This is a genomic window from Kribbella sp. NPDC104218, assembly GCF_055584105.1.
The window spans coordinates 2,271,910-2,295,892 of sequence record NZ_JBVJMQ010000001.1; the positions used below are offsets into that span (position 1 = coordinate 2,271,910).

Genomic DNA, 23,983 nt, shown 5'->3' on the forward strand with positions numbered 1-23,983 from the left:
CGTAGCCGCGAGCCTGCGCGCTGTTACTCGCCGAGCTTCTTCTGTTCGATGTGCGCGTTGAGCGCGGCCAGCTCCGGATGCCGGTCCAGCAGGTGGACGAGTTCGGCGCAGGTCAGCGCGCTGCCGCCGTGCTCCTCGATCAGGGCGTCCAGCAACTTCCAGTCGTCGGGGGTGTCGAGCGTGAGCCGGTACTGCGCCCCGCCGCCGGACCAGGGCAGGTTCAGCAGACGCATCTCGCCGGAGCGGTTCTGGTGCAGGTACGGCGTCACGTGCTCGCGGTCGGCCTGGAGGGTCGCCTTGGCCTCGGCGTCGTACAGCCGGGCCGCGGAGAAGATCTCGTAGTCCATCCCGCGCGGGTAGCTGCGCTCCAGGCAGTTCGACAGGTAGAGGTCGGGGTCGCCCTCGGCCCGCCATCGGTCGACGCCCGCGGCAACGACCGCCGGGTCGATCAGCGGGCAGTCCGAGGTGACGCGGACGACGGCGTCCAGGGCGTGCTCTCGGGCCGCTCCGGCGAAGCGGCTGAGGACGTCGTCCTCGGAGCCGCGGAAGACCGGGACGTCGGCCTCCTTCGCGACGGCCAGGACGACGTCGTCGTTGAAGTTCGTGGTCGTGGCGACGACGACCGGCAGGCCGGTCGCACGCAGGCGGTCCAGGTGGTGCTCGAGGAAGGTCCGGCCGGCGGCGGTCAGCAGCACCTTGGCCGGGAGGCGTGAGCTCGTCACCCGGACCTGGGTGACGATGCCGATCTTCAGTCGTTCCATCGGAACAGCTCCCGGATCTCCGCGGGGCAGACGACGTGGTCGACCCCGAGCTCGGTGTCGGTGAACTCCCGGGCGGTCGAGAGCGGGACGAAGGGTTGGTCCATTTCGGGCCACAGCCGTTTGATCCGGGCCTGGCCGCCGAAGGACGGGTGCTCGTTCTCCAGGACCATCGGATCGCCGTACACGCCGGGCTGCAGGCCGATCGAGGCGCCGTACAGGACGGCGGAGCTGAGCCGGTTGGAGGCGACGCGGGTGTGCCCGCGCAGCTCGCGCAACTGTTTGACCAGGAACTTGGCGTCGGTCTTGCGCCAGTGCAGGCCGCGGTATCCGTGAGTGATGACGCGGAAGCCGGCGTCCGCGTAGACCTTGCGGATGGCGGGCTGCTGGTACTCGTTCCAGTACAGGCAGACGGTCACCGGGCCGGTCTCGTGCTCGTTGATCGAGGCAACGATTCGGCCGTGGTCGCCGAGGACGTGCTGGCCTTCCCAGCCGTGGAACGGGTAGAACAGCGTGCCGTTCGCCTTCTTGGCCGGGCTCGCCAGCTCCGGGTGCACCTTCAGCAGGTACAGCCAGACCGAGCCGATCACCGAGTAGTTCCGCAGGCCCATCGACTGGCCGCGGCGCCGGACGCCGTCCGACCACACGTACTTCGGCATCCCGGGCGCGAAGTTCGTCCCGTGCGCGAAGCCGTCGAGGATGTTCCAGCCGTGCTGCAGGTAACCCCAGATCCGCGGCGGCTTACGCAGGCCGGCGTACGCCGCCAGTACGTTCGCGTGGCCGTAGAAGTGATTGGCGTGGTGCATCAGCGCCTCCGCAGTACGCGCTTGATCCGCCGCCGGATCACCCGCGCCGGATTCAGCACCGCATGCCCGACCCGATATGCCACCGACCGCCGAATACCGCTCACGGTGCCCTCGAACAGGATCGCCCGCGCGCTCGCGTGCGCCAACTCGTCCGCCAGCCGAGCCACCGTCGCCAGCTGCTCAGCACTCCCCAACGGCCTGATCACCTCGCGGTTCACCGGCGTGCTCAGGGTGATCCCCGCCATCGACGCCAACCGCGCCGTCAGCTCCTGCCCGTCCCCACCCGCCGGCCAAGGCACCCGAACCCCAGCCCGCAACACCCGCTCCACGAACCGCTCGAGCGCGGCCTCAACCCCCGCCACCCCTTCACCATGCAGCCGATAACCGCCGTCCACCACAATCACGTTCTCCGGCGACCCAGGCGTCTCCGTCGTCCGCAACCACTCCACATACCCGACAACCTCACGCCGCAACGCCGCCTGGTCATCCACCCGCAAAGCCCGCACCAACCGCTCCTCGAGCAGTTCCCCCACTCGCGGCTCGAACCCCGCCACCGCACCGACAACCACATACCAAGCCGGCGCCAACTCCACCAACAACCCACCAGCCGCCGCATCCATCACCACCCGATACGGATCCCTGAGCACCGGCCCCCCGTTGCCCTCCGCAACAACCCGCCCAGCCTCCCCAGCCCCGACCTCATGATCACCCTCAACAACCACCCGAGCATCCGTCAGTGCCGGAAAAACCCCGTAGGTTGCAGTTGGTGTGATACCTGCCGCGGCCAACGCCTTCAGCAAAGGTTTGAAACCCGCGGGCGCGGTGTCGCGGACGTCTCGGGCCCAGTCTTCGTCTCGGGGGAGGGCGGCGGTGATGTCGGGTTGGATGAGGTTGTTGACGCTGAAGGGGTTTGTTGCGCCTAGCAACAGACGGCCGTTCGGGGTCAGGTAGGAGGTGAGTTTGGTGAGGGCTTCGGACCAGGGGAGGGTGGGGGTGTCGGGGCCGACGAGGCGTTCGAGGCCGTCGAGGGCGACGATCAGGTCGTAGGTCTCGGTGGTGGTGAAGCGGTCGAGAGAGCCGCAGTAGACCTGGGTCTTGTCGGCGCCGAGGGTTTCGGCGAGTTCTTCGGCGTCCGGGGCGGAGCGGACGAGGATGTCGACCGAGGCCGCGGGTGCGAGGTCGGCGTACAGGTGGTGCGCGTGCGGGCCGGCGACGAGGACGGTGTCGCCGGGCTGGACAGCAGCGGCGAGGAGGGCCGCGGCTGCGGGGCCGGTGGCTGCGGGGCGGGCGTCCCCCGGGTGCAGATCCGACCAGTTGAGCATCTCTCCGCCGACCAAGTTCGATCGGGTCACATCTGTCACGTTAGCCAACCAGTCTGAGTAGCGTGTCGATCACCCGGTCGACGTCGTTGTCGGTGAGGTCCGGGTAGAGCGGGAGGGAGAGCTCCTCGGCGTAGAAGGCCTCCGCGTTCGGGCACAGGCCGCGGCGGTAGCCCTGCCGTGCGAAGACAGGATGCCAGTAGACGGGGATGTAGTTCACCTGGACGCCGATCCCGGCCGCCCGCATCGCCTCGAACACCTCCCGCCGCCGGCCGCCCAGCACACGCACCGGGTACAGATGCCACATCGGGTCGACACCGGCCCGCTGCACCGGCGTCCGCAGTCCGTCCACCCCGGCGAACGCCGCGTTGTAGCGCGCAGTGATCTCGGCCCGCCGGCGTTTGAACCCCTCCAGCCGCGCGAGCTGCGACAACCCGAGCGCTGCGCCCAGGTCCGTCAGCCGGTAGTTCACGCCGTACTCGTGCACCTCCTGGTGCCACGGCCCCTCATCTGCGATCTCGAACCGCTCCGGATCCCGCACCAGCCCGATGAAGTGGAACTCGTGCGCCCGCTGCCCCACCTCCGGGTCCTTGCAGACGACAGCCCCGCCCTCACCCGTGGTCAGGTTCTTGGTCGGAAAGAACGACATAGTCGTCACATCAGCCAGATCACCGACCGGACGCCCGTCCGCGCTACCACCGACCGAGTGCGCCGCGTCAGCCACAGTCCGCGCGCCTACCGCGTCAGCGACCGCCTGCAGCGCCGTGTAGTCAGCCGCCTGACCCGCATAGTCGACCGCAGCGATCACCTTGGTCCGCTCAGTAGCCACCGCGGCCACCGCGGCCGGGTCAATCAGCGCAGTGTCCGCGTCGACGTCCGCAAACACCACCTTCGCGCCCAGCAACGCCGCACACGACGCAGTGGCGACGAACGTCATCGGAGTGGTCACCACCTCGTCCCCAGGACCGACACCGAGCGCGGCGTACGCGACGTGCAGCGCAGCCGTCCCAGACGTGCAGCTGACGGCCCGGTGCCCACCTGCCAGCTGCGACACCGCCTCCTCGAACGCCGTCACCGCCGGCCCGGTCGTGAGCCAGTCCCCCCGGAGGACGGCGGCGACCGCAGCAATGTCCGCCTCCGAGATCGACTGCCGTCCGTAGGGCAGCATGCTCAGTGGTCCACTTCGAGGATCTTCCGGATCTCCTCGATCGAGTACCACTGGTCGTTGGTGTCCGACGCGTAGTGGAACCCGTCCGGGAGCTGCGTGCCGGCGGTCGGCGCGACGTAGCCCCAGGTCGCGAGGTCCGGCTGCAGGACGTAGCGGTTGCCGACGGCGAGGACGCGGCGGCCCTCCTCGGGGCTGATCATCTCCTCGTGCAGCTTCTCGCCCGGGCGCAGCCCGACGTCGTGCATGGCCGCGCCGGGCGCGATCGCCTCGGCCAGGTCGGTCACCTTCATCGACGGGATCCGCGGCACGTAGAGCTCGCCGCCGGTCATCAGCTCGAACGACTCGACCACGAACTCGACCGCCTGCGGCAGCGTGATCAGGAACCGCGTGCAGCGCAGGTCGGTGATCGGCAGCGACTGCCCGGCCGCGTGCAGCGCGCGGAACTTCGGGATGATCGAGCCGCGGCTGCCCATCACGTTGCCGTACCGGACGACGGCGAAGCGGGTGTCGTACGCCGCCGCGTAGTGGTTGCCGTTGATGAACAGCTTGTCGGCGGTCAGCTTGGTCGCGCCGTACAGGTTGATCGGGCTGGACGCCTTGTCGGTGGACAGCGCGACCACGCGCTTCACTCCGGAGTCGATCGAGGCCTCGATCACGTTCTGTGACCCGATCACGTTCGTCTGGACGAACTCCCACGGGTTGTACTCACCGCTGTCGACCTGTTTGAGCGCGGCCGCGTGGACGACGTAGTCCACCCGGTGCATCGCCCGCAGCAGCCGGGAGCGGTCGCGGACGTCGCCGAGGAAGAACCGCAGCCGCGGGTCGTCCCCGAACAGCTGCCGGACCTCCCACTGTTTCAGCTCGTCGCGGCTGAAGACGATGATGCGGCGCGGGTTCAGGCGGTCCAGCGCGTGTCTCACGAACGCCCGGCCGAAGGATCCGGTGCCGCCGGTGACGAGGATGTCGGAGCCGGTGAGGATGGTCACGGTCGAGCGGAACCCCTTCTTGACGGACAGTTCCGGACACCACACCCGCGGTGTCCGACACGAAACAATAGCTGCCCGGTTAGCGACCTCCTCAATCCGCTGGATACGGTCACTCTGTGGAACGCGTCGGGGTGCGCTGCGATGTCGGGCCGGGCCGTGGGATCGGGCACGTGATGCGCTGCCTGGCTCTGGCAGAGGAGTTGCGACTCCGGGGGACTGCGGTCGAATTCGTCTGTGACGCGCACACCGTGCCCTGGGCGGCCGGTCAGATCGCCGCCCGCGGGATTCCGGTCCTTCCGGCAGTCTGGACGCCGTCCGAGCATGTGGAGCTGCTGCAGCGGTACGACGGCGTCGTCTTCGACTCCTACGACCTGGATGCGGCCGTCTACCCCGCAGTCCGGGCCACCGGTGTGCCGACACTCGCCATCGTGGACGGCGACCTCCGGGGCGCCGACGCGGACATCCTGGTCGACCAGAACCTCGCTGCCGAGCTGGACCGCCCGATTCTGCGGTCAGGCACGACCAGACTCGCCGGTCTGGACTACGTGCTGATCCGGGACGAGATCCGCGCGCTACGCCCGTCCGAACCGCCTGCGCTGCGCCCGGCCGGCGTACCGAAGGTGTTTGCGTTCTTCGGCGGTACGGATGCTTTCGGCGCCGGTCCGGTGGTGACACAGGCTCTGGTCGCGACCGGCGTCCCGTTCGCTGCCACCGTGGTCGCACCGACGCCGGAGCTGGCTCGGCAGATCGCTGCGGTTGAGGTCGGTGCGCACCAGCGCGTCGACGTCGTCGGCCCGACCGACCAGCTGGCTGCCGCCGTCCGTTCGGCTGACGTGACGATCAGCGCCTCGGGTACGTCGACGTGGGAGCTCCTCTGTCTTGGTGCAACTGCCGGTTTGGTGTGTGTCGTCGACAACCAGGTGATGGGGTACGAGCGGGCGATCGCTACGGGGACTGCGGCCGGCGTCGGCGTCCTGTCCGAGCTGGCTGCCGATCCGTCGGGTGCCGCGGCCGTGCTCAAGCGGCTGCTGACCGACGCTGCGGAGCGGGCTCGGTTGGCGGCCGCGGGCTGGCGGCTCGTGGACGGTCAGGGGCGCGCCCGGGTCGCGGACGCGCTCCTTCACTTGAGCTCGTAGATCGTCACGTCCAGCGTCGCATGCCGGATGTTGACGAAGTCCTTCAGTGCCGGCGAGATCTCCCCGGCCCGCCGGTCGGCGAACAGCCAACGCACACCCGCCGTCCGCAGCCGCTGCATGGCCGCGTCGCTCGGCGCCTTGAACGCGGCGTCGTTGGCGACCATCACCTCGCGGTTCCAGAATGGGACCTGGACCGGGTCGGCGTTGTTGATGAGCGCAGTCCGGTTCGCCTGGCTGGTGTAGGCCCAGCCCTCGAGTAGCACTCGACGCTCGGAGAGCGCAGCGATCCAGAAGTGCCGACTGTCGCAGATACCGTCCCGCTGGACGATGCAGTGCGCGTTCGTGGCCACCAGGTCATCAGGGTGGCTGTTCTGCTGCAGCCACCGCGCAGCATCCGCCTCGGCCGTAGTGGCGCCACCGCTCAACGGCTTCGGGAAGATGCCGCGGGTCGCCTCGTCGGAGTAGATCGTCTGCAGGGGGACCAGAGTCGCGCCGACCATGCCGGCAGTCACCGCAGCAGCCACAAAGGCCACACCCAGGTTGCCTGGACGCCGGAAACCCTTCCAGGCCAGGGAAACCAGCACACCGACCGCCGCGACGGCCGCCAGCGTCCACAGCCACCCACTCTTGATGCCGGCCGCATCTGCGGTCTGCGAGCGCGCAATCGCGAAGCCGATCAGGCCAAGCAGCCCTGCGGCCCCGACGAGCGCCACTCCGCGGCGATCGCCCAGCCGACCGACCAGGTTCGCCAGCCCGACCGATGCCAGGACGGCGGCCAGCGGGAAGCCCGTCCGGACGAAGTACAGCTGACTGCTACTCGCCTGCGTCGTCAGTAGCGTCGCCAGCAGCCCAGCAACTGCACAGCCCATCAGAAAGGCGACACCGACGTCCCGCCATTTCCGGCCCAGGAACCACAGGCCGCCGACAGCCAGCGCCCAGCTGAGCAACATGGTCAATGCCGACAGCAACTGTGCATTCGAGCTCGACTGGATCGTTGCGTACGGCGCCAGCTGTACAAAGGTGTGGAACGGCTTCACAACCGTGCCCCAGGTGTTGCCGCCGAAGATCGCCAGTAGCGCGGCCAGAAACACCCCGAACGTCAGCAGCCCACCGAGCATCGCCGTCCGCGTCTGCTGCCGCACCATGCCGAGGTGGACGAACGCAAACGCGAACCCGAGCCCCACCAACGGCAGAACCGTCGACTTGGCCCCGGCCGCGATCAGAACGAACAAGACCAGTAGCACCCACCGACTCCGCGGTGAGTTGGACCGCAGTAGGTCCACAGCGACGATGGAGATCGCGACGATGACCAGAATGCCCAGATTCTGCGTCGGGTTCATGTACGCCGTGGCGGCAGTCGAGATCGCGCTCAGACCGACAGTCTCGAACGGCTGGACCACACCGCCCAGCCCGGCGACCAGTACGGCGAGCGGGCCCGCCCACGTCGCACCGGTCTCCGCTGTCGGGGCGAAGCGGGTGGTCAGCGCAAAGATCAGCCCACACCCGGCCAGGAACAACGGTAACCAGGTCAGCGAGTGAATGAGATCGGTCAGGTCGATCCGCGTTCCCCAAGCGGTTGCGGCCGCTGACTGGTGGAAGAACGTGTGGTACTCCATCCGCTCGCCGCCGAGCCACAGCGCCTCAACCGGCACGTCGTACTTCGCACTGGCGGTCAACGCCTGCTGGAAGGCCAGATCCGGGTAGGAGCGGAGCGGATCGGTGTACGCCGGCAGGAAGGCGCCCGGACCGCGGCGAAAGGTGATCAGCGCAACGGTCATCGTCCCCAGCGCGAGCAGCCAGGCCTGGAGTGGCCGGACCGGAGTCTCGACCCGACGCCACACCCGGGCGCGGACATCCCGGTCGATCAATGCGATGACCAGGGCAACCGGCGCCCAGACCCACGACCAAGCCTGAAGGCCGATCGACGCACTGGCCAGGTAGACGATGATCTGCACGGCAGTGCCCACTGCGAAGCCGGCGGCGAGGTCCTCCACCAGGTTGCGGCTGTAGTTGCCGATCAGCCGCCAGAGCGCGAAACCGGGCAGCGTGACCACGAGCGCGGTGAAGACCGTGAACCGGGTGACCGCGAAGATATTGGCGTGCTGCAGCAACAGCACGATCGCGAAGAGACCTACTGTCACTCCGGCCAGAAGTCCGGAAAGGGAGGGCCCCGACGTTCTCGGCCCCCGTCGCCTAGCCCGTGCGCGCATGCGCACACCCTAGTGTGAAAACGCGTCTGCCAAACAGGTCTATCGGAGCTCGTAGACCAGTGCGTCCGGCGCGCTGAACCGCAGCGTCGCGAGGGCGTCGAGCTCGGGGGACACGGCCCCTTGTCCGGGGTCGGCGTACAACCATCGGACGCCGTACTTGGCGCGCAGGTTCTGCAGGTTGTCCCGGGTCGGCGCGGTGAAGACGAGGTCGTTCTCGGCCAGCTTCGCCTGGTCCCAGAACGGGAGGATGTTCGGGTTGAGCGCGGTCGAGACGACCTGGTCGTTGATGGTGTTGGTGTAGGCCCAGCCCTCGACGAGCACGTGCCGCTCGCTCAGCCCGGCGATCCAGAAGTGCCGGGCGTCGCAGCCCATCGCACTCCGCTCGGCGCAGTGCGCATTGGTGGCGATCAGCTCGCCAGGAGAGGTGTGGTCGCGCAGCCAGCGCGCAGCGGCCGTCTGAGTGGCAGACGGCCCGAGCAGCATCTCTTCGGTCAGCGGACGATCCAGCTGTGCCCGCGTCACCTCCGGAATCTCCGGTAGCCCACGCAGCGGCAGGAACAGCCCCGCCCCCATCGCAGCGAGCACGAAGGCGGCACAGGCGACCCGCACCGGCTGTTTCCGCATCAACAACGCGGCAACCAGGCCAACACCGACCAGCAGAACCAGGGTGAGCACCCACGGCAGGACGATCCCGGTCAGCGTGGCGTCAGGTCGCCGGAACGGCTCACCGTCGCTTGGGATCGCCTTGACGATCCGCCGCGCGACCAACGTCGCCGCCATCCCGCCGAGCACGGCCCCCAGCACCAGCCGACCGGACCGTCGACCGGCGACCAGTTGATGCGCGCCGACCGCGGCCAGCACGGCGATGATCGGCACGGCGGTCCGGTGGAAGTACATCTGGCTGGAGCCGGACTGGTCGGTCAGGGCCATCCCGAAGAAGCCTGCGATAGCCACCCCGACCAGAAAGACCACTCCGGTGTCGCGCAGCCACCGCTTCGGCGTACCCGCCAGGACGAGCAGGCCGGCCGCGCCGAGCAGCCAAGCCAGGCAGGTGACCGTCGCACTGATCCACATCGAGCTGTGGTCGTAGACACCGGTCTCGTAGTCGCGCTGCCAGACGATCAGCGGGTAGATGCCTGTCTTGGCGAAGGTTACCCACGGCTTGAGCGACAGCCCGGTCGAGTGGTTGCCGAACACGACCGCGATCGCGGCCAGAATCACGCCGGTCACCCCGACCGCCAGCACCAGGGCGCGGCGCGCGATCCGGCGCCGGCAGAGCTGCACGAAGACGACCAGGCCGAGACCGCAGAGCACCAGCGGCAGGATCGTCGCTTTCGCGCCGGACGCCGCCGCAGCGATGAGCAGAGCGAGCAGCCAGGTGCCTGGGCCGTTCCGGCCACGTAGTAGATCGACGACCAGGACTGCGAGCAGCACGGTCAGTCCACTGCCCAGGTTCTGGGTCGGGCTGCCCCACAGGTACGCCGTCAGGCTCTCCTGCGGCAGGCCGATCCCGGGGTAGGCGTTGACGGTGCCACCGACCGCAGCGACCGCGATCGCCAGCGGACCGACCCAGCGCGAGCCCGGTGCGAGGCGGTCGGCGAGCGCGAAGATCAGTGCGCAGCCCGCGAGCGTCAGCGGGATCCAGCCGATCGTGTAGATCAGGTCGGTCAGGTCGACGCCGGTCGCCCACGCGACCGCGGCGGTGAACTGGTGGAAGAAGTAGTGGTAGTCCATCTGCTCGCCGTGCACGTACGGCGCCTGCAGCGGGAAGTCGTACTTCGCGCTGGCCGACAGAGCCTGCTGATAGGCCATGTCCGGGTTGTTGTACCCAGGATCCGTGTACGGCGCCGGTGCGATGTTTCTGGGCAGTGCGATCACATACACCGGCAGCGCACAGGCCGCAGCGATCAGCCACGCAGTCACCGGGCCCACCGGACGCTCCACCCGACCCAGGACGCGCCGACGCCATCGCGGCACGCCGAACGCCGTGAGTACGACCGGAACGGCCCAGAGCCAGGCCCAGCGCTGCAGGCCGAGCGGCGACACGCCCATGTAGACCAGCAGCAGCGCAGCGACGCCGACCAGCGTGCCCGCGGCGGCATCCTCGATCAGGCTGTGCCGGAACGGTGAGCCCAGCCGCCACAGCACGACACCCGGCAGGGTGATCCCGAGCAGCCAGAAGCGCACCAGGGCGACAATGCTGTCGGCGGAGCTTGCTCCTGCCATCAGCCACAACACCAGCGCGGCAAGTGCGACACCGGCTGCTGCTTTCACAAGGTGGTTCACGGCGGTCCGCCGGCCGGGGCGGGCGGTCGGACGTGCCGACGTGCCCACTCCCCACGGCGCGAGGCCGGTCAAGGTCGGCACCTGACGCACCTTAGGCATCGAGCGACTAAGCTGCCAACTCATGCCGGTGGGTTCACTATGAGTTGGTACGAGGCTCTCGAGTCCGGTGAGCTGACGGTCCGTCCCTCTGTGGACGCGGCCAAACGCTTCGGGATCTCGATCGACCGCATGTCGGTTTCAGCCTCCGCGGGTACGCTGTTGGCCGAGGTGCTGGCCGCTGTCGAGCGATCGACGGCGGACGTCGTCGTCCTGCGGTATCCAGCGCGTGAGATGACCTGGTTCGCCGCTCTGGCGAGCGGGCCGCGCCGGGCGCTGCTGGCCGACACCGTCGTCTACTGGTCGCTCCCGGTCGGCAAAGGACGGCGTCCGGCGCCGCTGGCCGGTTTCACCGCGAAACACGAGGAGACCGCGGACGACGTCCTGGTGGACGACCTGGTCGCGGATGTGTTCGGCGACTCCGGGAACCACTACTGTGCCAACCCGCTCTTCGACCGGTCGGTGGCGCTGGCCGGGCGGCAGGAGTGGGCCCGGCGGCGGATCCAGGCGACGGGCGCCGTCGTACTGCGCGGTCCGGACCGTCGGGTGCTCGCACTCGCCTCGATCGACGAGCAGCGGTCCTGGACCGAGGTCCAGCTCGCCGGCGTCGTACCGGCCGAACAGGGCCGTGGGCGGTACGGGCACCTGCTGTCGGCCGTCGAGGACGCCGCCAGCACCCGGCGACTCGTCGTCTCCACCCAAGCGCACCAGACCGGAATCCAGCGCATCTGGGCCCGGTACGGCTTCGAACCCGTGCATAACCTCCTCACGGTCCACCTCGTTGCCGCTACGTAGGGCGCGCGGCCAGGGCGCGCCCCTCGCGCGAGGAGAGTGCCATCGCTGTTACGCCGCGGTTGAGCGTGGTGGTGCCCTTCTACAACGTCGGTGAGTACATCGGCGACTGTCTGGACTCGATCGCCCGGCAGACCTGGACGGATTTCGAGGCGATCCTGGTCGACGACGGGTCTCCCGACGACAGCGCGGTGATCGCCAAGGAGTTCTGCATCCAGGACTCCCGCTTCCGCATCGTCGAGCAGGACAACGCCGGTCTCGGCCCGGCGCGGAACACCGGCGCCCGCCAGGCGACCGGTGAGTACCTGACGTTCGTCGACAGCGACGACCTGGTCACCCGGCACGGCTTCGAGAAACTCATCCGTTCCCTGGACCGGACGGGCTCCGACTTCGCCGGCGGCAACGCGCGGCGGTTCAACAACAGCTCCGGCGTCCGGCCGTCCTGGCTGCACCGCCAGCCCTTCATGCGGGACCGGTTCGCCACCCACGTCACCGAGGTCACCGACCTCGTCCTGGACCGGATGGTCTGGAACAAGGTCTACCGGCGCTCCTTCTGGGCGGAGCGCGGCTACGAGTTCCCCGCGATCCGCTACGAGGACTACCCGGTCACCCTCCAGGCGCACCTGGACGCCGTCACCGTCGACACCATCGCCGCACCGGTCTACTACTGGCGTGAGCGCGAGTCCGGCGAGTCGATCACGCAGCAGAAGTTCCAGCTCGGAAACCTGCGCGACCGGGTCACCTCGGCCGGAATGGTGATGGACCTCGCGGAAACGGCGCTCCCCGCCGTCCGCAGCCGTCTGCACGCGCACTTCACCCAGATCGACCTGCTGACGCTGATGATGGCGTTCGGCGCCGTACCGGCCGGCGAGGAGGAGCCGCTGGTCGAGCTGGCCAGCGAGCTGCTGACGCGCCTCGACCCGGCGGCTCTGGAGCGGGCGCACCGCTACGACCGCATCCAGCATGCGGCGCTACGAGCCGGTGACGTCGACCTGCTCCGGCGGCTGGCGATCTTCCGCGAGGACGGCGGGCTGCGCGGCGGTGCGCGCGTTCTGCCGCGGCGGCGCAAGGTCTACGACTTCAACTACCCGGGCCTGCGGGACGGCGTCGTACCGCAGGACCTCTATCGGGTGGCCGAGCAGGACCTGACGCTGGCAACCAGTGTGCGTTCGGTGTCCTGGGCCGACGGGAAGCTGTCAGTACAGGGCACGGCCGAGATCCGGCATCTGCAGACCTGTGCGTCGTCCAGTCTGCGCATTGACCTGGTCATTGCTGGAGTGCCCTACCCGCTGCAGGTGCGCCGCTTCGACGCGACCGACCTGCACGGCGAGACCAGCCGGGTCGGCTTCGAGGTGGTCCTCGACGAGGAGCTGCTCGGTCGCTGCACGGCTGGTCCGGCGCATTTCGACGTCCGGATGAAGCTGGGCCGGTTGCGTCGTCAGGACAAGCTGCGCGGGCAGGGGCCGGGGAGCCCCGGCTGGCCGCCTGGTGCGTGGCTGGGGGACAGCTGGGTCCAGCCCGGCCCGGGGAAGGACGGGTGCTTCGCCGTCCGCCGGCTGCACGACCCGAGCCGGTTGACCGCGATCGAGCACACGCCGGACGCCCTGGTGCTGCATGGCCGCTCGTCGTTCGACGAGCCGTCGTTGTTCGTCACCCGGCCGGTGGCAGGCGGTGAGGAGAAGGTGCCGATCAAGGTCGACGGGCGTGACTTCGTCGCCTGGCTGCCGATCCGGCCGATTCTCGACGAGATCAACCCGGATGATCCGTTCAGCCAGCGGACGACGCGCGCCTTCCGGCTGCGCGGTCCGGCCGGCGAGGAGAAACTGCTGCTCTGGACGGCGGGGGAGCGGGCGATCTCGCACGCCGAGCGCGGCCGGGTGATCACGATGACGCGGTCCACCGGCGGCTACGTGAACCTGCACGAGTCGCCGATCCGGTTCGCGGCCACCTCGGTGGTTGCTGCGGGCAACAAGATCGTCGTCCGCGGACCGGACTGGGGCGACGTGACGTTCGCCTGGCGGCGCTTCCTGCCGGAGTCGGACGACCACGTCGACGTCCAGTGCCGTCGAAGCTTCTCGGACGACGGATGGTCCGCTGCGGCTGATCTGGACGCGTTGTCTGCCGTTGGCGACCGAGTGAGCGAGCGGCGCGTCTCGGTGGACCCGCTGGCCTCGCTGGCCGACTGGGTCCTGTTCGCGGTCGCTCCGGACGGCTCGGCCCACGCCGTCCAGTGCGAGCCCTTCCTGTGCAGCCGGCTGCCGTTGGTCGTCGACAGTGGTGCGCACACGCTCGCCGTCCGGCCGCATGCGGGCACGCTGCACGTCGAGGTGCGCTGATGCATCACCACAACCACTACTACGGTCAGGCGCACATCCTGGCGCGGTACGCCGGTCTGGAGTACGACCAGCCGCCGCGGCTGCGCGGCTACCTGCAGCACGGCTGGAACATCGGCTGCGGGTGGAACCCGGTGCATGAGTTCTACGACGGCGCCTGGCGGTTCACCTGGAGCGATGCGCCGCGGCGGCGTGGCCATGCGCTCGGCCGGCGGAACTACCACAGCATCGGCGCCCCCTTCCTCTATCTGCTCGATCTGGTGCCGCCCGTCGAGGAGGAGGAGCGCGAGGGCACGCTGTGGTTCCTCTTCCATGGCTGGGAGGGCGGGAAGATCCAGGGCGACCACAAACGCCTGATCGACGAGATTCGCGACACCGAGCCCGGTCCGGTCACGTTCAGCCTCTACTACACCGAGTACGACCGGCCGGAGGTGCGCGGCTTCTACGAGGACGCCGGCTTCCGCGTGGTGTCCTTCGGTCGCCGCGGGTTCTCCTACGAGGGGACCGATAAACAGTTCCTGTACAAGCAGCTGGCCGAGCTGCGGCGGCACAAGCGCGTCGCGGCGAACCGGCTGTCCACTGCGATCTTCTACGGCGTCGCTGCGGGCTGTGAGCCGGCCGTCTACGGCGACCCGATGGAGATGGAGGGCGAGAACCCGCTCTTCGGCGGCCAGAGCCGGATCGAGCGCCTCTGGCCCGAGATGCTCGGTACGTCGATCGATCTCGAGGCGGCCCGCGCCACCACCGACGCCGAGCTTGGCCGCGACTGGATGCTGCCGGCCGCGGAACTACGGATGTTGTTCGATTGGAGAGAGCGTGTCTGAGGTCCTGGTGGTCCGCGGTGAGATGCAGCCGTGGACGGATCACACGGCTCCGCAGCCGGCTCTGGCCGCGCTGCTCACCGACGTGCTCCCGGCCAACCGCCGGACGCTGGTCCTCGGCCCGCACTCCGCACTCCAGCTCGAGTCCGTCCTGGCGCACTCCGCCGACGTCACCGCTCTGGTCCGCTCAGTCTCGGACGCCGAGGCGCTCGCCGAAAGCTTCGGTCCGAACCTCCAGGTGATCACCGGGGCGCTCGACGGCCTGCACACCGAGCCGTTCGAGGTCATCGTCGCTACCGACGGCCTGGACCGAGTCCTCGGCTACGACAGCGACCACCTCACCTGGCTGGACCGTCTGGCCGCCGTCCAAGCTCTCGCCACCCCCGACGCCGTCGTCGTCCTGGCGCTGCAGAACGAGTTCTCCATCCTCAACCTGCTGGACCGCCGCCCCGACCACCTGCGCCACGGCGACAACGACTGGACGCCGCTCCACGACGACCCCACCCGCCCAGTCTCCGCAGACCAGCTAACCGCAGCCCTCCCCTGGCCGGCCACCGTGTACGCCCACTACGCCGACCACACCCTCATCGAAACCAAAGCCGCCACCGCCGCCCGCCCCGGCCACCTCCCCACCCGCCTAGCCCTAGAAGCCCTCCAAACCTCCCCCACCCCCCTCCTAACCACCCCCACCGAATCCGTAGAGTCCGCCAGCCGAGCCGGCCTCCTAGCCGCCATCCCCACCACCTACCTAGCCATCTGCAACACCCCCCCACCCCAAACCCTCTACACCCCCACCCTCAAAGCCACCCCCACCCCCCAAGGCTGGCAAATCACGGCCTCTCCAACCGATCCAAACCCTTCCGGCGTGTACTACGACTCCGCGGTTGTTCCGGCGACGGTTCCGGATGGCGTCACCGTGGAAACTGCCCTCTTCCGTCTGGCGGCAGCTGAAGACGTACCTGGTTTCCGCAAGCTGGCGGCCCAGCTAGGGGAGTGGGCGACCAGTTCGAACCTCCTCCTCCGCTGGGACGAAGTAGTACTGACCGGCGACACGTTCGCGCACGGCGTCTCCGGCTGGGTAGCCGCCGAGCCCGTCGACAAGGCCGACCTGCTCGCCGCCGCCTGGCTCCGCTTCCACAACCGCCTCGTCGACACCCACCGCCGCCACCCCTGGCCCCCGTGGATGATCGGCGACGACCTCGTCGCCACCTGGCTCGCGATGTCCGGCATCACCCCCGCCCCCGCCACCCCCGCGACCGCACCGCACGCCGAGTCGAGCGCCGCCGAGCAACTGGCCCGCGCCAAAGAGCTCACCGCGGCCCTGTCCGCAGCCCTCGAGACCCAGGACCACTCCGACCCGGACCTCCGCACCGCGCTCGCCGACGCCGCCCGAGCCCGCCACGACCTCCACGAACTCCAAGGTCACGTCTTCGGCCTCGAACGCACCCTCAACTTCCGCAACAAAGCCCTCAAGACCCGCGAGAACCGCATCCGCGAGCTCCGCACCCAAGTCCAGCAAGCCACCGCCGCCCGCGCCAAACTCAACAACTCCCGCGCCTACGCCCTGGCCCGCCAAGTCTCCCGGGTGGCCCAACTTCGCAAGCCGCGCAAACTGAAGAAGGCCCTCCGCAAGTACACCAACAAACTGCGCCCGCGCCGCTGACCTTCAGCGTCGCGCGATCAGGAGCTGGTGCGTGTCCGGCCAGTCGAGCGCCCCGCCGTCCAGACTGCTGAGTGCGGCGACCGGTGCGATCCGGTTGTCGATCACCCAGTCGTTGCGCCACGGCTTCGAGGACGGGTCGAGCGTGAAGCCGGCTTGGGCAGCCACGGCTGACCAGCCGGCGAAGTTGAGGCCGCAGAACTGTTCGTGGGTCTCGCTGAGCCAGTTGTCGACGTAGTCCTTGCGGGTAAGGAAGTCCATCGCATCGGCCAGCCGAAGGACAAGGCGACCATCGCGGACGGCGTACTCGAACGGGACGCGCGCATTCCGCCGGAAGTCCTGGGCGAACTGGAAGAACCGCGCGCGCGTCGACAACCCGCCGATGTACGCCACGGGGTCGTCAAACGACTCCAGCTCAGCCGGCGCGGCCGGGTTCAACCCGTCGCTGTCGTCCAGCGCGAGGACGACGGGCCGGTCCGGCTCCGCGGGCCCGCAAACGTCGGAGTTGATCCACACGCCGCCCGGCGCCGTGTGCGCGAACACGGCGTCCGCGAACCGCTGAACGGTCTCCGGTCGCGACCCATCGGCGTACGACCAGATCTCGTGCGTGAGCGCGAGCGTCAGCGTGGTGTCGATCGAGCGCGGCGGGAAGACCGCCGAGCCGAGCATGTTGCGCTGGTAGAAGTACACGTTCGGGTTGGCGAACCGCCCCTGCTCCTTCTTGTGCTCACACTCGGCGTACAGATGCCGAGCGACCTCCACCCCGATCAGATCCGACTCGTGGAACCGCGGATCCGCGTCGATCAGCTGTAATGTCGCCCCGGTCGCGCACCCGATGTCGAGGATCCGCCCCGGCCGGACGAACTCCCGGATCTGCGCCCACTTGCGATCCGCGGCGGTCTCGAACGCGTCGGCGTACGTCTTGTAGTCCCGCGTCGTGGTCAGCCCGCCGTCGTCCCCGACCACCGGATCGTTCACGCAGCGCCGGACATGCGCGTCCAGCGCGTACCGCTCGAAGACGTCCACCGTCGCCGGATGCGCCTCCGACCGCCACAGTTCATTGCCTGCAGCAACCATCAGCAAAACGTCCCACGGCCGGACGACGCCCTCCGGTTCAACCCCGATCACGGCGAACCCGAGCCGCTCGTACAACTTGCTCACCTCGGGCGTCGAACACGCAACCACCGTGTTCGCCGGCGTCAACCGCACCAGATCGTCGGTCCCCGCCTCGATCGCCTTCACTGTCACCTCGGCGAACTCGTCCGTCGGTGGTGTGTCCACGACGCCGACCACCAGCGACCGGATCCCCTCCAGCACGCTGAACCGCTCGATCGCGGCCTGACGCCGATCAAAACCGATCGGGTTCCGCTTCGTCGTCCGATGGTTCGCCGACGTGACCGCCCACACCACAGTCCGCCCGGCCGCGTGCTCCCGCAGAAACTCACCCTGGAATCGAGTCAGCACATGATGCCGCCCCGGAAACAGGAGGTACTCGCTCACAACAGCTCCCAGGTGAACGGCGTCCCAGCCGCCACGTCAGCCCGAAACACTCGCCCTTGCACCTCAGAAAACAGATGCGGTGCCAGCCCGCCCGCTGGTCGCACCGAGCGCACGTTCTCCCGGGTGATCACGTCACCCGCCGAGACGTCCTGTGCGACGTACAGCGACCGCCGGAAGCGCAGTACGTTCTGTTCGGCCTCCTTCGGCCCAATCACCGGCCGGCCAAGCGCCAGCTGCGCGACGCGCGTGTTCTCGACCAGCGCCTCCAGCTCCTCTGGCTGCAGCGAGAACGCCGAGTCGACGCCGCCGTCCGCCCGCTTCAGCGTTACGTGCTTTTCGATCACCGTCGCGCCCAGCGCCACCGCTGCGACCGCCGCACCGATCCCCATCGTGTGGTCCGACAGGCCGACCTGGACGTCGAGCGCGTCCCGCAGCACCGGAATGCCGCGCAGGTTCGACTGCTCGGGCGGCGCCGGGTAGCTCGCCGTACAGGACAGCACGATGATCTGCTCGTTCCCGGTCGCCCGAGCGGCGCGGACGGAGGCATCGATATCGGTCAGCGTCGCGGAGCCGGTCGAGATGATGATCGGCTTCCCGGTCGCGGCCATCCCCTGGACCAGCGGCAGGTCGCCGATCTCGTTCGACGCGACCTTGTACGCCGGCACCTCGAGCTTCTCCAGGAAGTCGATCGCCGTCTGGTCGAACGCCGACGAGAACGCCACCAGCCCGAGCGACGTCGCCAGCTCGAACAGCGGCTCGTGCCACTCCCACGGCGTGTGCGCCTCGTCGTACAGGTCGTAGAGCCGCGCCGAACTCCACAGCTCGTGCTCGACCGGCAGCCGGAAGGCCGGCAGGTCGACGTCCAGGGTCATGGTGTCCGCGGTGTAGGTCTGCAGCTTGATCGCCTGCGCGCCGGACTCCGCGACCGCGCGGACGATCTCCTTGGCCCGCTCGAGGTCGCCGTTGTGATTCCCCGACATCTCCGCGATCACGAACGGCTGGTGCTCCGGCCCGACCGGCACGCCGCCGATCTCGATGGTGGTCCTCATACCTTCTTCCCCTGTCTCCGGTCCTCGCGGCGCAGGCTGATCGGGATCACGGTCAGCTCCCGCCCATCGGCGTACCGCTGCTCGGGCGTGCCCTCGGTGAACCGGAACCGCCGGTTCATCTGCCGGACGACGGTGTTGTGCTCGAGCACCTCGCCGGTCAGCACGTCCAGCCCGAGCTCGTCGAACGCGTACGACGTCGCCTCGCGCATCACCTCGATCCACGCGGGCAGCGTCTCGCCCCGCTCGGCCAGCCCCTCCGCGTCGAGGAAGAACCCCCACGCGCCGGTTGCGCCGTCCAGATCGAAGAAGCTCACCGCGCCGGCCGTCGCGCCGTCGCGCTCGTAGATCAGCACCCGGCGGGCCGGATCGACCGAGGTCTTCGCCCACCACGCCGCATGCTCCGCGACCCCGATCTCGTGGCTGGTGATACTCACCTCGCGGTTGGCCTGCTGGTTGCGCAGCCTCCGCATCTCGTCGACATCGTTGTCCGTGGCGGCCCGCAACATGGCTCTAACCTAATGCCTTCTCAGTCGCCGTCTTCTGTGTAAACATCTTTCCAACTCATCTGGAGACGATGTCGGAGAGTGACATGAGAGTCTGGCGTGCCATGGGCGTTCTCGGTGCCACCGCAGGTCTGTTGCTGGGCAGTCTGACCAGTACGGCGTCCGCTGCGCCGGTTGCGGACGACGGAAAGTGTGTGCCGAGCCAGACCACACCACTCCGGCAGTTCCGGGCCTCCTGGGTCGCGTCGGTGGTGAACATCGATTGGCCATCCAAGACCGGTCTGAGCGCCGCGCAGCAGCGGTCTGAGCTGATCAGCTGGCTGGACGACGCCGTCCGGCAGCGCCATAACGCGGTCATCCTTCAGGTGCGGCCGACCGCAGATGCGTTCTGGCCGTCCAAGGTCGAGCCCTGGTCGCAGTACTTGAGCGGCAAGCAGGGAGTGGACCCGGGCTACGACCCGCTGGCGTTCGCCGTCGCGGAGGCGCACAAGCGCAATCTCGAGCTGCATGCCTGGTTCAACCCGTACCGGCTCTCCATGGGGACAGACCTCAACACGCTGGTGCCGACGCACCCGGCGCGCCAGAACCCGGACTGGGTGGTCAACTACGGCGGAAAGCTCTACTACAACCCCGGCATCCCCGCTGCGCGCAGACTGGTCGAGTCGGCGATCATGGACGCGGTGTCGCGCTACGACATCGACGGCGTCCATTTCGACGACTACTTCTACCCGTACCCCGTTGCTGGTCAGGTCTTCGACGACGCTGCGACGTACGCGCAGTACGGCGCCGGCTTCCCGGATCTGAAGTCGTGGCGGCGGAACAACATCGACCTCCTGATTCAGGAGCTGCAGCAGCAGATCAAGGCCGTCAAGCCGTGGGTGAAGTTCGGCATCTCGCCGTTCGCCGTCTGGCGGAACAAGGCGACCGATCCGGAAGGCACCGACACCACTGCGGGCGTTCAGACCTACGACGACCTCGCTGCGGACACTCGGCGCTGGGTGCGCGAGGAGTGGATCGACTACATCGTTCCGCAGGTCTACTGGGCCGGTGGGTTCGCTCCGGCCGACTACAACAAGATTGTCCCCTGGTGGGCCGAGCAGGTCCGCGGCACGCGCGTCCACCTCTACATCGGTGAGGCGACGTACAAGGTCGGTACGTCGACGCAGTCGCCGGACTGGGCCGACCCGGCCGAGCTGAGCGACCACATGACCTTCGGGAGCACGATTCCGGAGGTGAAGGGGCACATCTTCTTCTCTGCCAAGGACGTCCGCGCAGACCGGCTCGGTGCGACCACTCTGCTCAACAACACCTGGTACACCCGGCCTGCGCTCATTCCGGCGATGCCCGAGCTGGACTCCCGTGCGCCGCTGCCGCCGCTCGCCGTCCAGGCCAAGCGCGGTGCGGACGGCGTCCAGCTCAAGTGGCGGCGGACGTCGAGTGACACCACGTCGTACGCCGTCTACCGGCGTGAGCTGCTGGCCGGCGACCACTGCCCGGACAACGACGCGCGGAACCTGGTAGCGACGCTGCGCTCGACAGGCGCTGCGCAGTCGTACGTCGATGCGACAGCTGTGCCCGGCAAGCTGTACCTGTACTCCGTTGCCGCGCTGGACCGGCTGTCGAACCAGAGCATCGCCATCCCGACGATCTCGCTGCGCTAGACGCCCGGTGAGAACGGCGTGGTCGGCATAGAGCTGCTGCCCGACGGACTGCTCGGACCGCTTCCGGGTGGGAAGGGCTGTGACGGCGGCGTCTGTCCTGGGGTTTGACCAGGAGTTTCGCCTGGTGTCTGACCCGGTGTCGGCGGTCCTGACGGGTTCTGAGTCGGGAAGCCGGGTGTTTGGCTTGGGAAGCCCGGCGTCTGGGTCGGAAAGCCTGGAGTCTGCGTCTGGCCCGGCGTCGGTGTCGTCGACGGGTTGGCTGGCACGGTCGGGTACAGCTGGTAGACGCGGACGGTGCCGAGCTCGAACCGGAGCTCGGTGAGCTTGGCCAGGTCTTCCGGCGCTTCGCCGACGCGGGTGTCCAGGAGGAGCCACTGCACGCGGTACTGCGTTCGCAGCGTCTCCAGGAGATCGCGGGTCGGCTTGGTGAAGACCTGATCGTTGAGTCGCAGCCGCTCCTCCTCCCAGTACGGGCTCTGCGGCCTGCCGGGGTAGGTGTCGTCCACTCTGGTCTGGTGGGCCCAGCCCTGGATGAGGACCCGGCGTTCGGCGTACCCGGCGATCCAGTACGAGCCGGCCAGACAGCGCGACGTGCCGGGTTTGTGGCAGTGCACGTTGGTCGCGATCAGGTCGTCCGAGCCGGAGTTCCGCCGAATGAAGCGCGCGGCCTCGATCCCGCCCGGTGCGATGGATTCGTACTCCGTGAGCGGCGGTTTCGCGAACTTATGCAGCGACTCGACGGTCGGGGAGACCGTAGTGCCCAGTAGGACTGCTACCGCGATGACTGCCCACGTACGCCGGGAGCCGCGCAGGATCAGGCCGAAGAGGCCGATGCCGATCGCTGCGATCACCAGCGCGACCGCAAGACCCTGGCCGTAGCAGTTGGTCGACGTACAAGAGTCGGGGGAGCGGTAGCGGCCCCAGTAGATCGCTGCGACGCCGATGAGCAGTGCGACGGCGGCGATCCAGTACTGCTTGCGCTCCAGTGAGCTGAGGGCCCAGGTGGCGAGCAGTACGCCGAAGATGAAGCCGGTCCGGACGAAGAAGAGCTGTGCTTGGCCGTCGACGTACAGGAGGGTCGCTGCGGTGACTGCGGCCAGCAGGCCGACTACCAGGAAGACTGGCATCGGGTCTCGGCGTACGCGGCTTCTGATCAGCAACGCGCCTACTGCGGGCATCAGCCAGCCGACGAGCAGTACGGCGCCGACAATCGGCTTGTTGAACAGGTGGTCCGGGTCGAAGCGAACTCCGGCCGGAGTGCCGCGGAGTACGACGAAGAACGTTGCGGCGTAGGCGGCGGCGATGCTTATGCCGATGACCAGTGCGCGGAGGTTGAGCCGGCGGGCGCGGACGGTCAGGTAGATCCATGCTGCGGCGACACCTGCTGCGTAGACGGGCAGTGTGGTCGATTTGGTCAGCGCTAGGGCCGTGATGAGGACGCCGGCTGTTACGAGCAGTCGGAAGACGTATGACTTGGACTGGCCGGGTTTGCGACGCAGTAGCAGTGCAGTGGTCGCGATGAGCGGTAGTAGTAGGACCGTTGAGAACGCCTGCGCCGGATTCGTCAGCTGGCCAAGCGAAAACGGGCCGTCGGCGAACGTGCGGTCCGACACGGCCCACGGCCACGCCGTCAGATCTCCTGCGGCGACGGTCAGCCCGGCGGCGATCGGAGCCGCCACCGCGCGGCCGGTCAGCACCATGCCCACCGCAGCCGCGCCGACGACCGTCATCAGGATCCACGCGAACGGCACCATCCGGTGCGTGAGGACGTCGAGTGGAACGGTCGTGATCCAGTGCGACGAGGCGATGTGGTCGTACGCCGCCCAGTGCCCGGTGAGCCACCGGCCGTCGGCGTACGGAAGCCGCGGCGGGAAGTGGTGCGTCAGCTCACTTGCGATCGCCAGGTTGTACGGCGCATCCGAATTCGGTCGCAGCGCGGCCGGACCGTTCAACGGAATCAGCTGCGACCCCACTCGCACGAACCACGCAGCCGCGACCCCGACCGCCACCATCACCCCCGCGACCGCCCACCAAGGCGTCGGCCGCGCCGCCCGCGGCGGCCGTGGCAACCCCCGGTGCATCCCGAACGCCAACGCCGGCATCAGCAACGCCGCGAACGGCATGCTGAACACCATCCCCACCGGATAGATCAGCGCCTCGACCGCCAACCCCAACCCGGCCCCCACCACCACATCAACCGCGAACCACCCGCTCCCACCCGTCAACCGCCGCCAGAAAACAACCCCCGGCACCCCCACCACCAACACGAAGTACCCGAAATAAGCACCCGCCATCCACACCGGATGCGCCCCCAACCCCAAAAACCACCCCACCCCCAAAACCGGCGCACTAACCACCCCCACCACCCGAACCCCCCACCCCGGCCGCCCCCGCCGCCCACCCCCACCCCGTCCAGAACCCCCAGCAGACGACGCCCCACCCGAACCACCCGAAGCAGCCGTGCCACCCGCCGCACCCACACCACCCGCCGCACCCGCGCCGCTCGCACCACCCGCGGCAGCCGACGCGGACTTGCCCCCGGCTGCCGCCACACCCCCGGCGGCAGCCTCCTTCGCCCCGCTCACCTCAGCTACCGGACGAACGCCCTCGGCACCTACCTTTCCCGCGGAAACAGGAGTCGCCGACTCCACAGCAGCCGCGGGACCGGAAGAAGACGCACCGGCGCCAGCCGCGCCTCCGGAAGCCGAGCTACCGGCGGACGACGTCCCAGCCGCACCAGCCGCGCCACCCGCGGCTGCCGGGGGTGCCGACGCGGACTTGCCCTCGGCCGCCGCCGCACCCCCGGCGGCAGCCTCCTTCGCCCCGCTCACCTCAGCTGCAGGCTGAGCGCTCTTGGCACCCACCTCTCCCGCGGAAATGGGAGTCGCCGACTCCACAG

17 protein-coding genes are annotated in these 23,983 nt (G+C 68.8%); 6 read left to right on the top strand and 11 right to left on the bottom strand.

What is annotated here, in order from left to right:
- Positions 1-23: 23 nt before the first annotated feature.
- Genes ACZ6ZD_RS10850 through pseB form a run of 5 tightly spaced genes read right to left on the bottom strand, consistent with a single transcriptional unit; the run spans position 24 to position 5,037 of the window.
- Positions 24-761 (bottom strand): cytidylyltransferase domain-containing protein, encoded by a 738-nt coding sequence (locus tag ACZ6ZD_RS10850; RefSeq protein ID WP_465670598.1) that lies wholly within the window; start codon positions 759-761, stop codon positions 24-26.
- Positions 749-1,564 (bottom strand): hypothetical protein, encoded by an 816-nt coding sequence (locus tag ACZ6ZD_RS10855; RefSeq protein ID WP_465670600.1) that lies wholly within the window; start codon positions 1,562-1,564, stop codon positions 749-751. Before ACZ6ZD_RS10855 ends, ACZ6ZD_RS10850 begins: the two co-directional genes overlap by 13 nt.
- Positions 1,564-2,916, bottom strand: a complete 1,353-nt coding sequence (locus ACZ6ZD_RS10860) for a hypothetical protein (protein ID WP_465670602.1) — start codon at positions 2,914-2,916, stop codon at positions 1,564-1,566. Before ACZ6ZD_RS10860 ends, ACZ6ZD_RS10855 begins: the two co-directional genes overlap by 1 nt.
- A gap of 10 nt (positions 2,917-2,926) precedes the next feature.
- Entirely contained in the window at positions 2,927-4,051 is a 1,125-nt protein-coding gene (locus ACZ6ZD_RS10865; RefSeq protein WP_465670604.1) for a DegT/DnrJ/EryC1/StrS family aminotransferase, read from the bottom strand.
- Between the two features lie 2 nt (positions 4,052-4,053).
- Positions 4,054-5,037, bottom strand: coding sequence for a UDP-N-acetylglucosamine 4,6-dehydratase (inverting) (gene pseB, locus ACZ6ZD_RS10870; protein ID WP_465670606.1), 984 nt, complete (start codon positions 5,035-5,037; stop codon positions 4,054-4,056).
- 116 nt (positions 5,038-5,153) lie between these two features.
- Here pseB and ACZ6ZD_RS10875 point away from each other — a divergent pair, with 116 nt between their 5' ends.
- Positions 5,154-6,173: a PseG/SpsG family protein gene (locus ACZ6ZD_RS10875; protein ID WP_465670608.1), complete on the top strand. Its 1,020-nt coding sequence runs from the start codon at positions 5,154-5,156 to the stop codon at positions 6,171-6,173.
- Here ACZ6ZD_RS10875 and ACZ6ZD_RS10880 read toward each other — a convergent pair.
- On the bottom strand, positions 6,158-8,314 hold the full coding sequence (locus ACZ6ZD_RS10880) for a hypothetical protein (protein ID WP_465670610.1): 2,157 nt from the start codon (positions 8,312-8,314) through the stop codon (positions 6,158-6,160). The two genes, ACZ6ZD_RS10875 and ACZ6ZD_RS10880, sit on opposite strands and share 16 nt — an antisense overlap.
- A gap of 108 nt (positions 8,315-8,422) precedes the next feature.
- Complete coding sequence (locus ACZ6ZD_RS10885) at positions 8,423-10,750, bottom strand: hypothetical protein (RefSeq protein ID WP_465670612.1); 2,328 nt, start codon at positions 10,748-10,750, stop codon at positions 8,423-8,425.
- A 57-nt stretch (positions 10,751-10,807) separates the two neighbouring features.
- On the opposite strand from ACZ6ZD_RS10885, the gene ACZ6ZD_RS10890 reads away from it, so the two are divergent.
- The 4 genes from ACZ6ZD_RS10890 (at position 10,808) to ACZ6ZD_RS10905 (ending at position 16,374) form a co-directional block, all read left to right on the top strand.
- Positions 10,808-11,560, top strand: coding sequence for an N-acetyltransferase (locus ACZ6ZD_RS10890; RefSeq protein WP_465670614.1), 753 nt, complete (start codon positions 10,808-10,810; stop codon positions 11,558-11,560).
- 65 nt (positions 11,561-11,625) lie between these two features.
- Positions 11,626-13,893 carry a glycosyltransferase gene (locus ACZ6ZD_RS10895; RefSeq protein WP_465670616.1) on the top strand — a complete coding sequence of 756 codons (2,268 nt, stop codon included), beginning with the start codon at positions 11,626-11,628 and terminating at the stop codon, positions 13,891-13,893.
- Positions 13,893-14,714: a hypothetical protein gene (locus ACZ6ZD_RS10900; protein ID WP_465670618.1), complete on the top strand. Its 822-nt coding sequence runs from the start codon at positions 13,893-13,895 to the stop codon at positions 14,712-14,714. The genes ACZ6ZD_RS10895 and ACZ6ZD_RS10900 overlap by 1 nt, the downstream gene beginning before the upstream one ends.
- On the top strand, positions 14,707-16,374 hold the full coding sequence (locus ACZ6ZD_RS10905; RefSeq protein ID WP_465670620.1) for a hypothetical protein: 1,668 nt from the start codon (positions 14,707-14,709) through the stop codon (positions 16,372-16,374). The genes ACZ6ZD_RS10900 and ACZ6ZD_RS10905 overlap by 8 nt, the downstream gene beginning before the upstream one ends.
- A 3-nt stretch (positions 16,375-16,377) precedes the next feature.
- Here the strand turns inward: ACZ6ZD_RS10905 and ACZ6ZD_RS10910 are convergent, their stop codons facing one another.
- The 3 genes from ACZ6ZD_RS10910 to ACZ6ZD_RS10920 are packed head-to-tail and all read right to left on the bottom strand — an operon-like array spanning position 16,378 to position 19,426.
- On the bottom strand, positions 16,378-17,871 hold the full coding sequence (locus tag ACZ6ZD_RS10910; RefSeq protein ID WP_465670622.1) for a class I SAM-dependent methyltransferase: 1,494 nt from the start codon (positions 17,869-17,871) through the stop codon (positions 16,378-16,380).
- A complete protein-coding gene (gene pseI / locus ACZ6ZD_RS10915; protein WP_465670624.1) occupies positions 17,868-18,920 on the bottom strand; it encodes a pseudaminic acid synthase in 1,053 nt (350 codons plus the stop codon). The genes ACZ6ZD_RS10910 and pseI overlap by 4 nt, the downstream gene beginning before the upstream one ends.
- Positions 18,917-19,426, bottom strand: a complete 510-nt coding sequence (locus ACZ6ZD_RS10920) for a GNAT family N-acetyltransferase (protein ID WP_465670626.1) — start codon at positions 19,424-19,426, stop codon at positions 18,917-18,919. The genes pseI and ACZ6ZD_RS10920 overlap by 4 nt, the downstream gene beginning before the upstream one ends.
- Positions 19,427-19,509: 83 nt before the next feature.
- Here ACZ6ZD_RS10920 and ACZ6ZD_RS10925 point away from each other — a divergent pair, with 83 nt between their 5' ends.
- Entirely contained in the window at positions 19,510-21,084 is a 1,575-nt protein-coding gene (locus ACZ6ZD_RS10925; protein ID WP_465670628.1) for a glycoside hydrolase family 10-like protein, read from the top strand.
- On the opposite strand, the gene ACZ6ZD_RS10930 is transcribed toward ACZ6ZD_RS10925, so the two are convergent.
- A complete protein-coding gene (locus ACZ6ZD_RS10930) occupies positions 21,081-23,378 on the bottom strand; it encodes a hypothetical protein (RefSeq protein WP_465670630.1) in 2,298 nt (765 codons plus the stop codon). The genes ACZ6ZD_RS10925 and ACZ6ZD_RS10930 overlap by 4 nt on opposite strands.
- Positions 23,379-23,983: the final 605 nt, after the last annotated feature.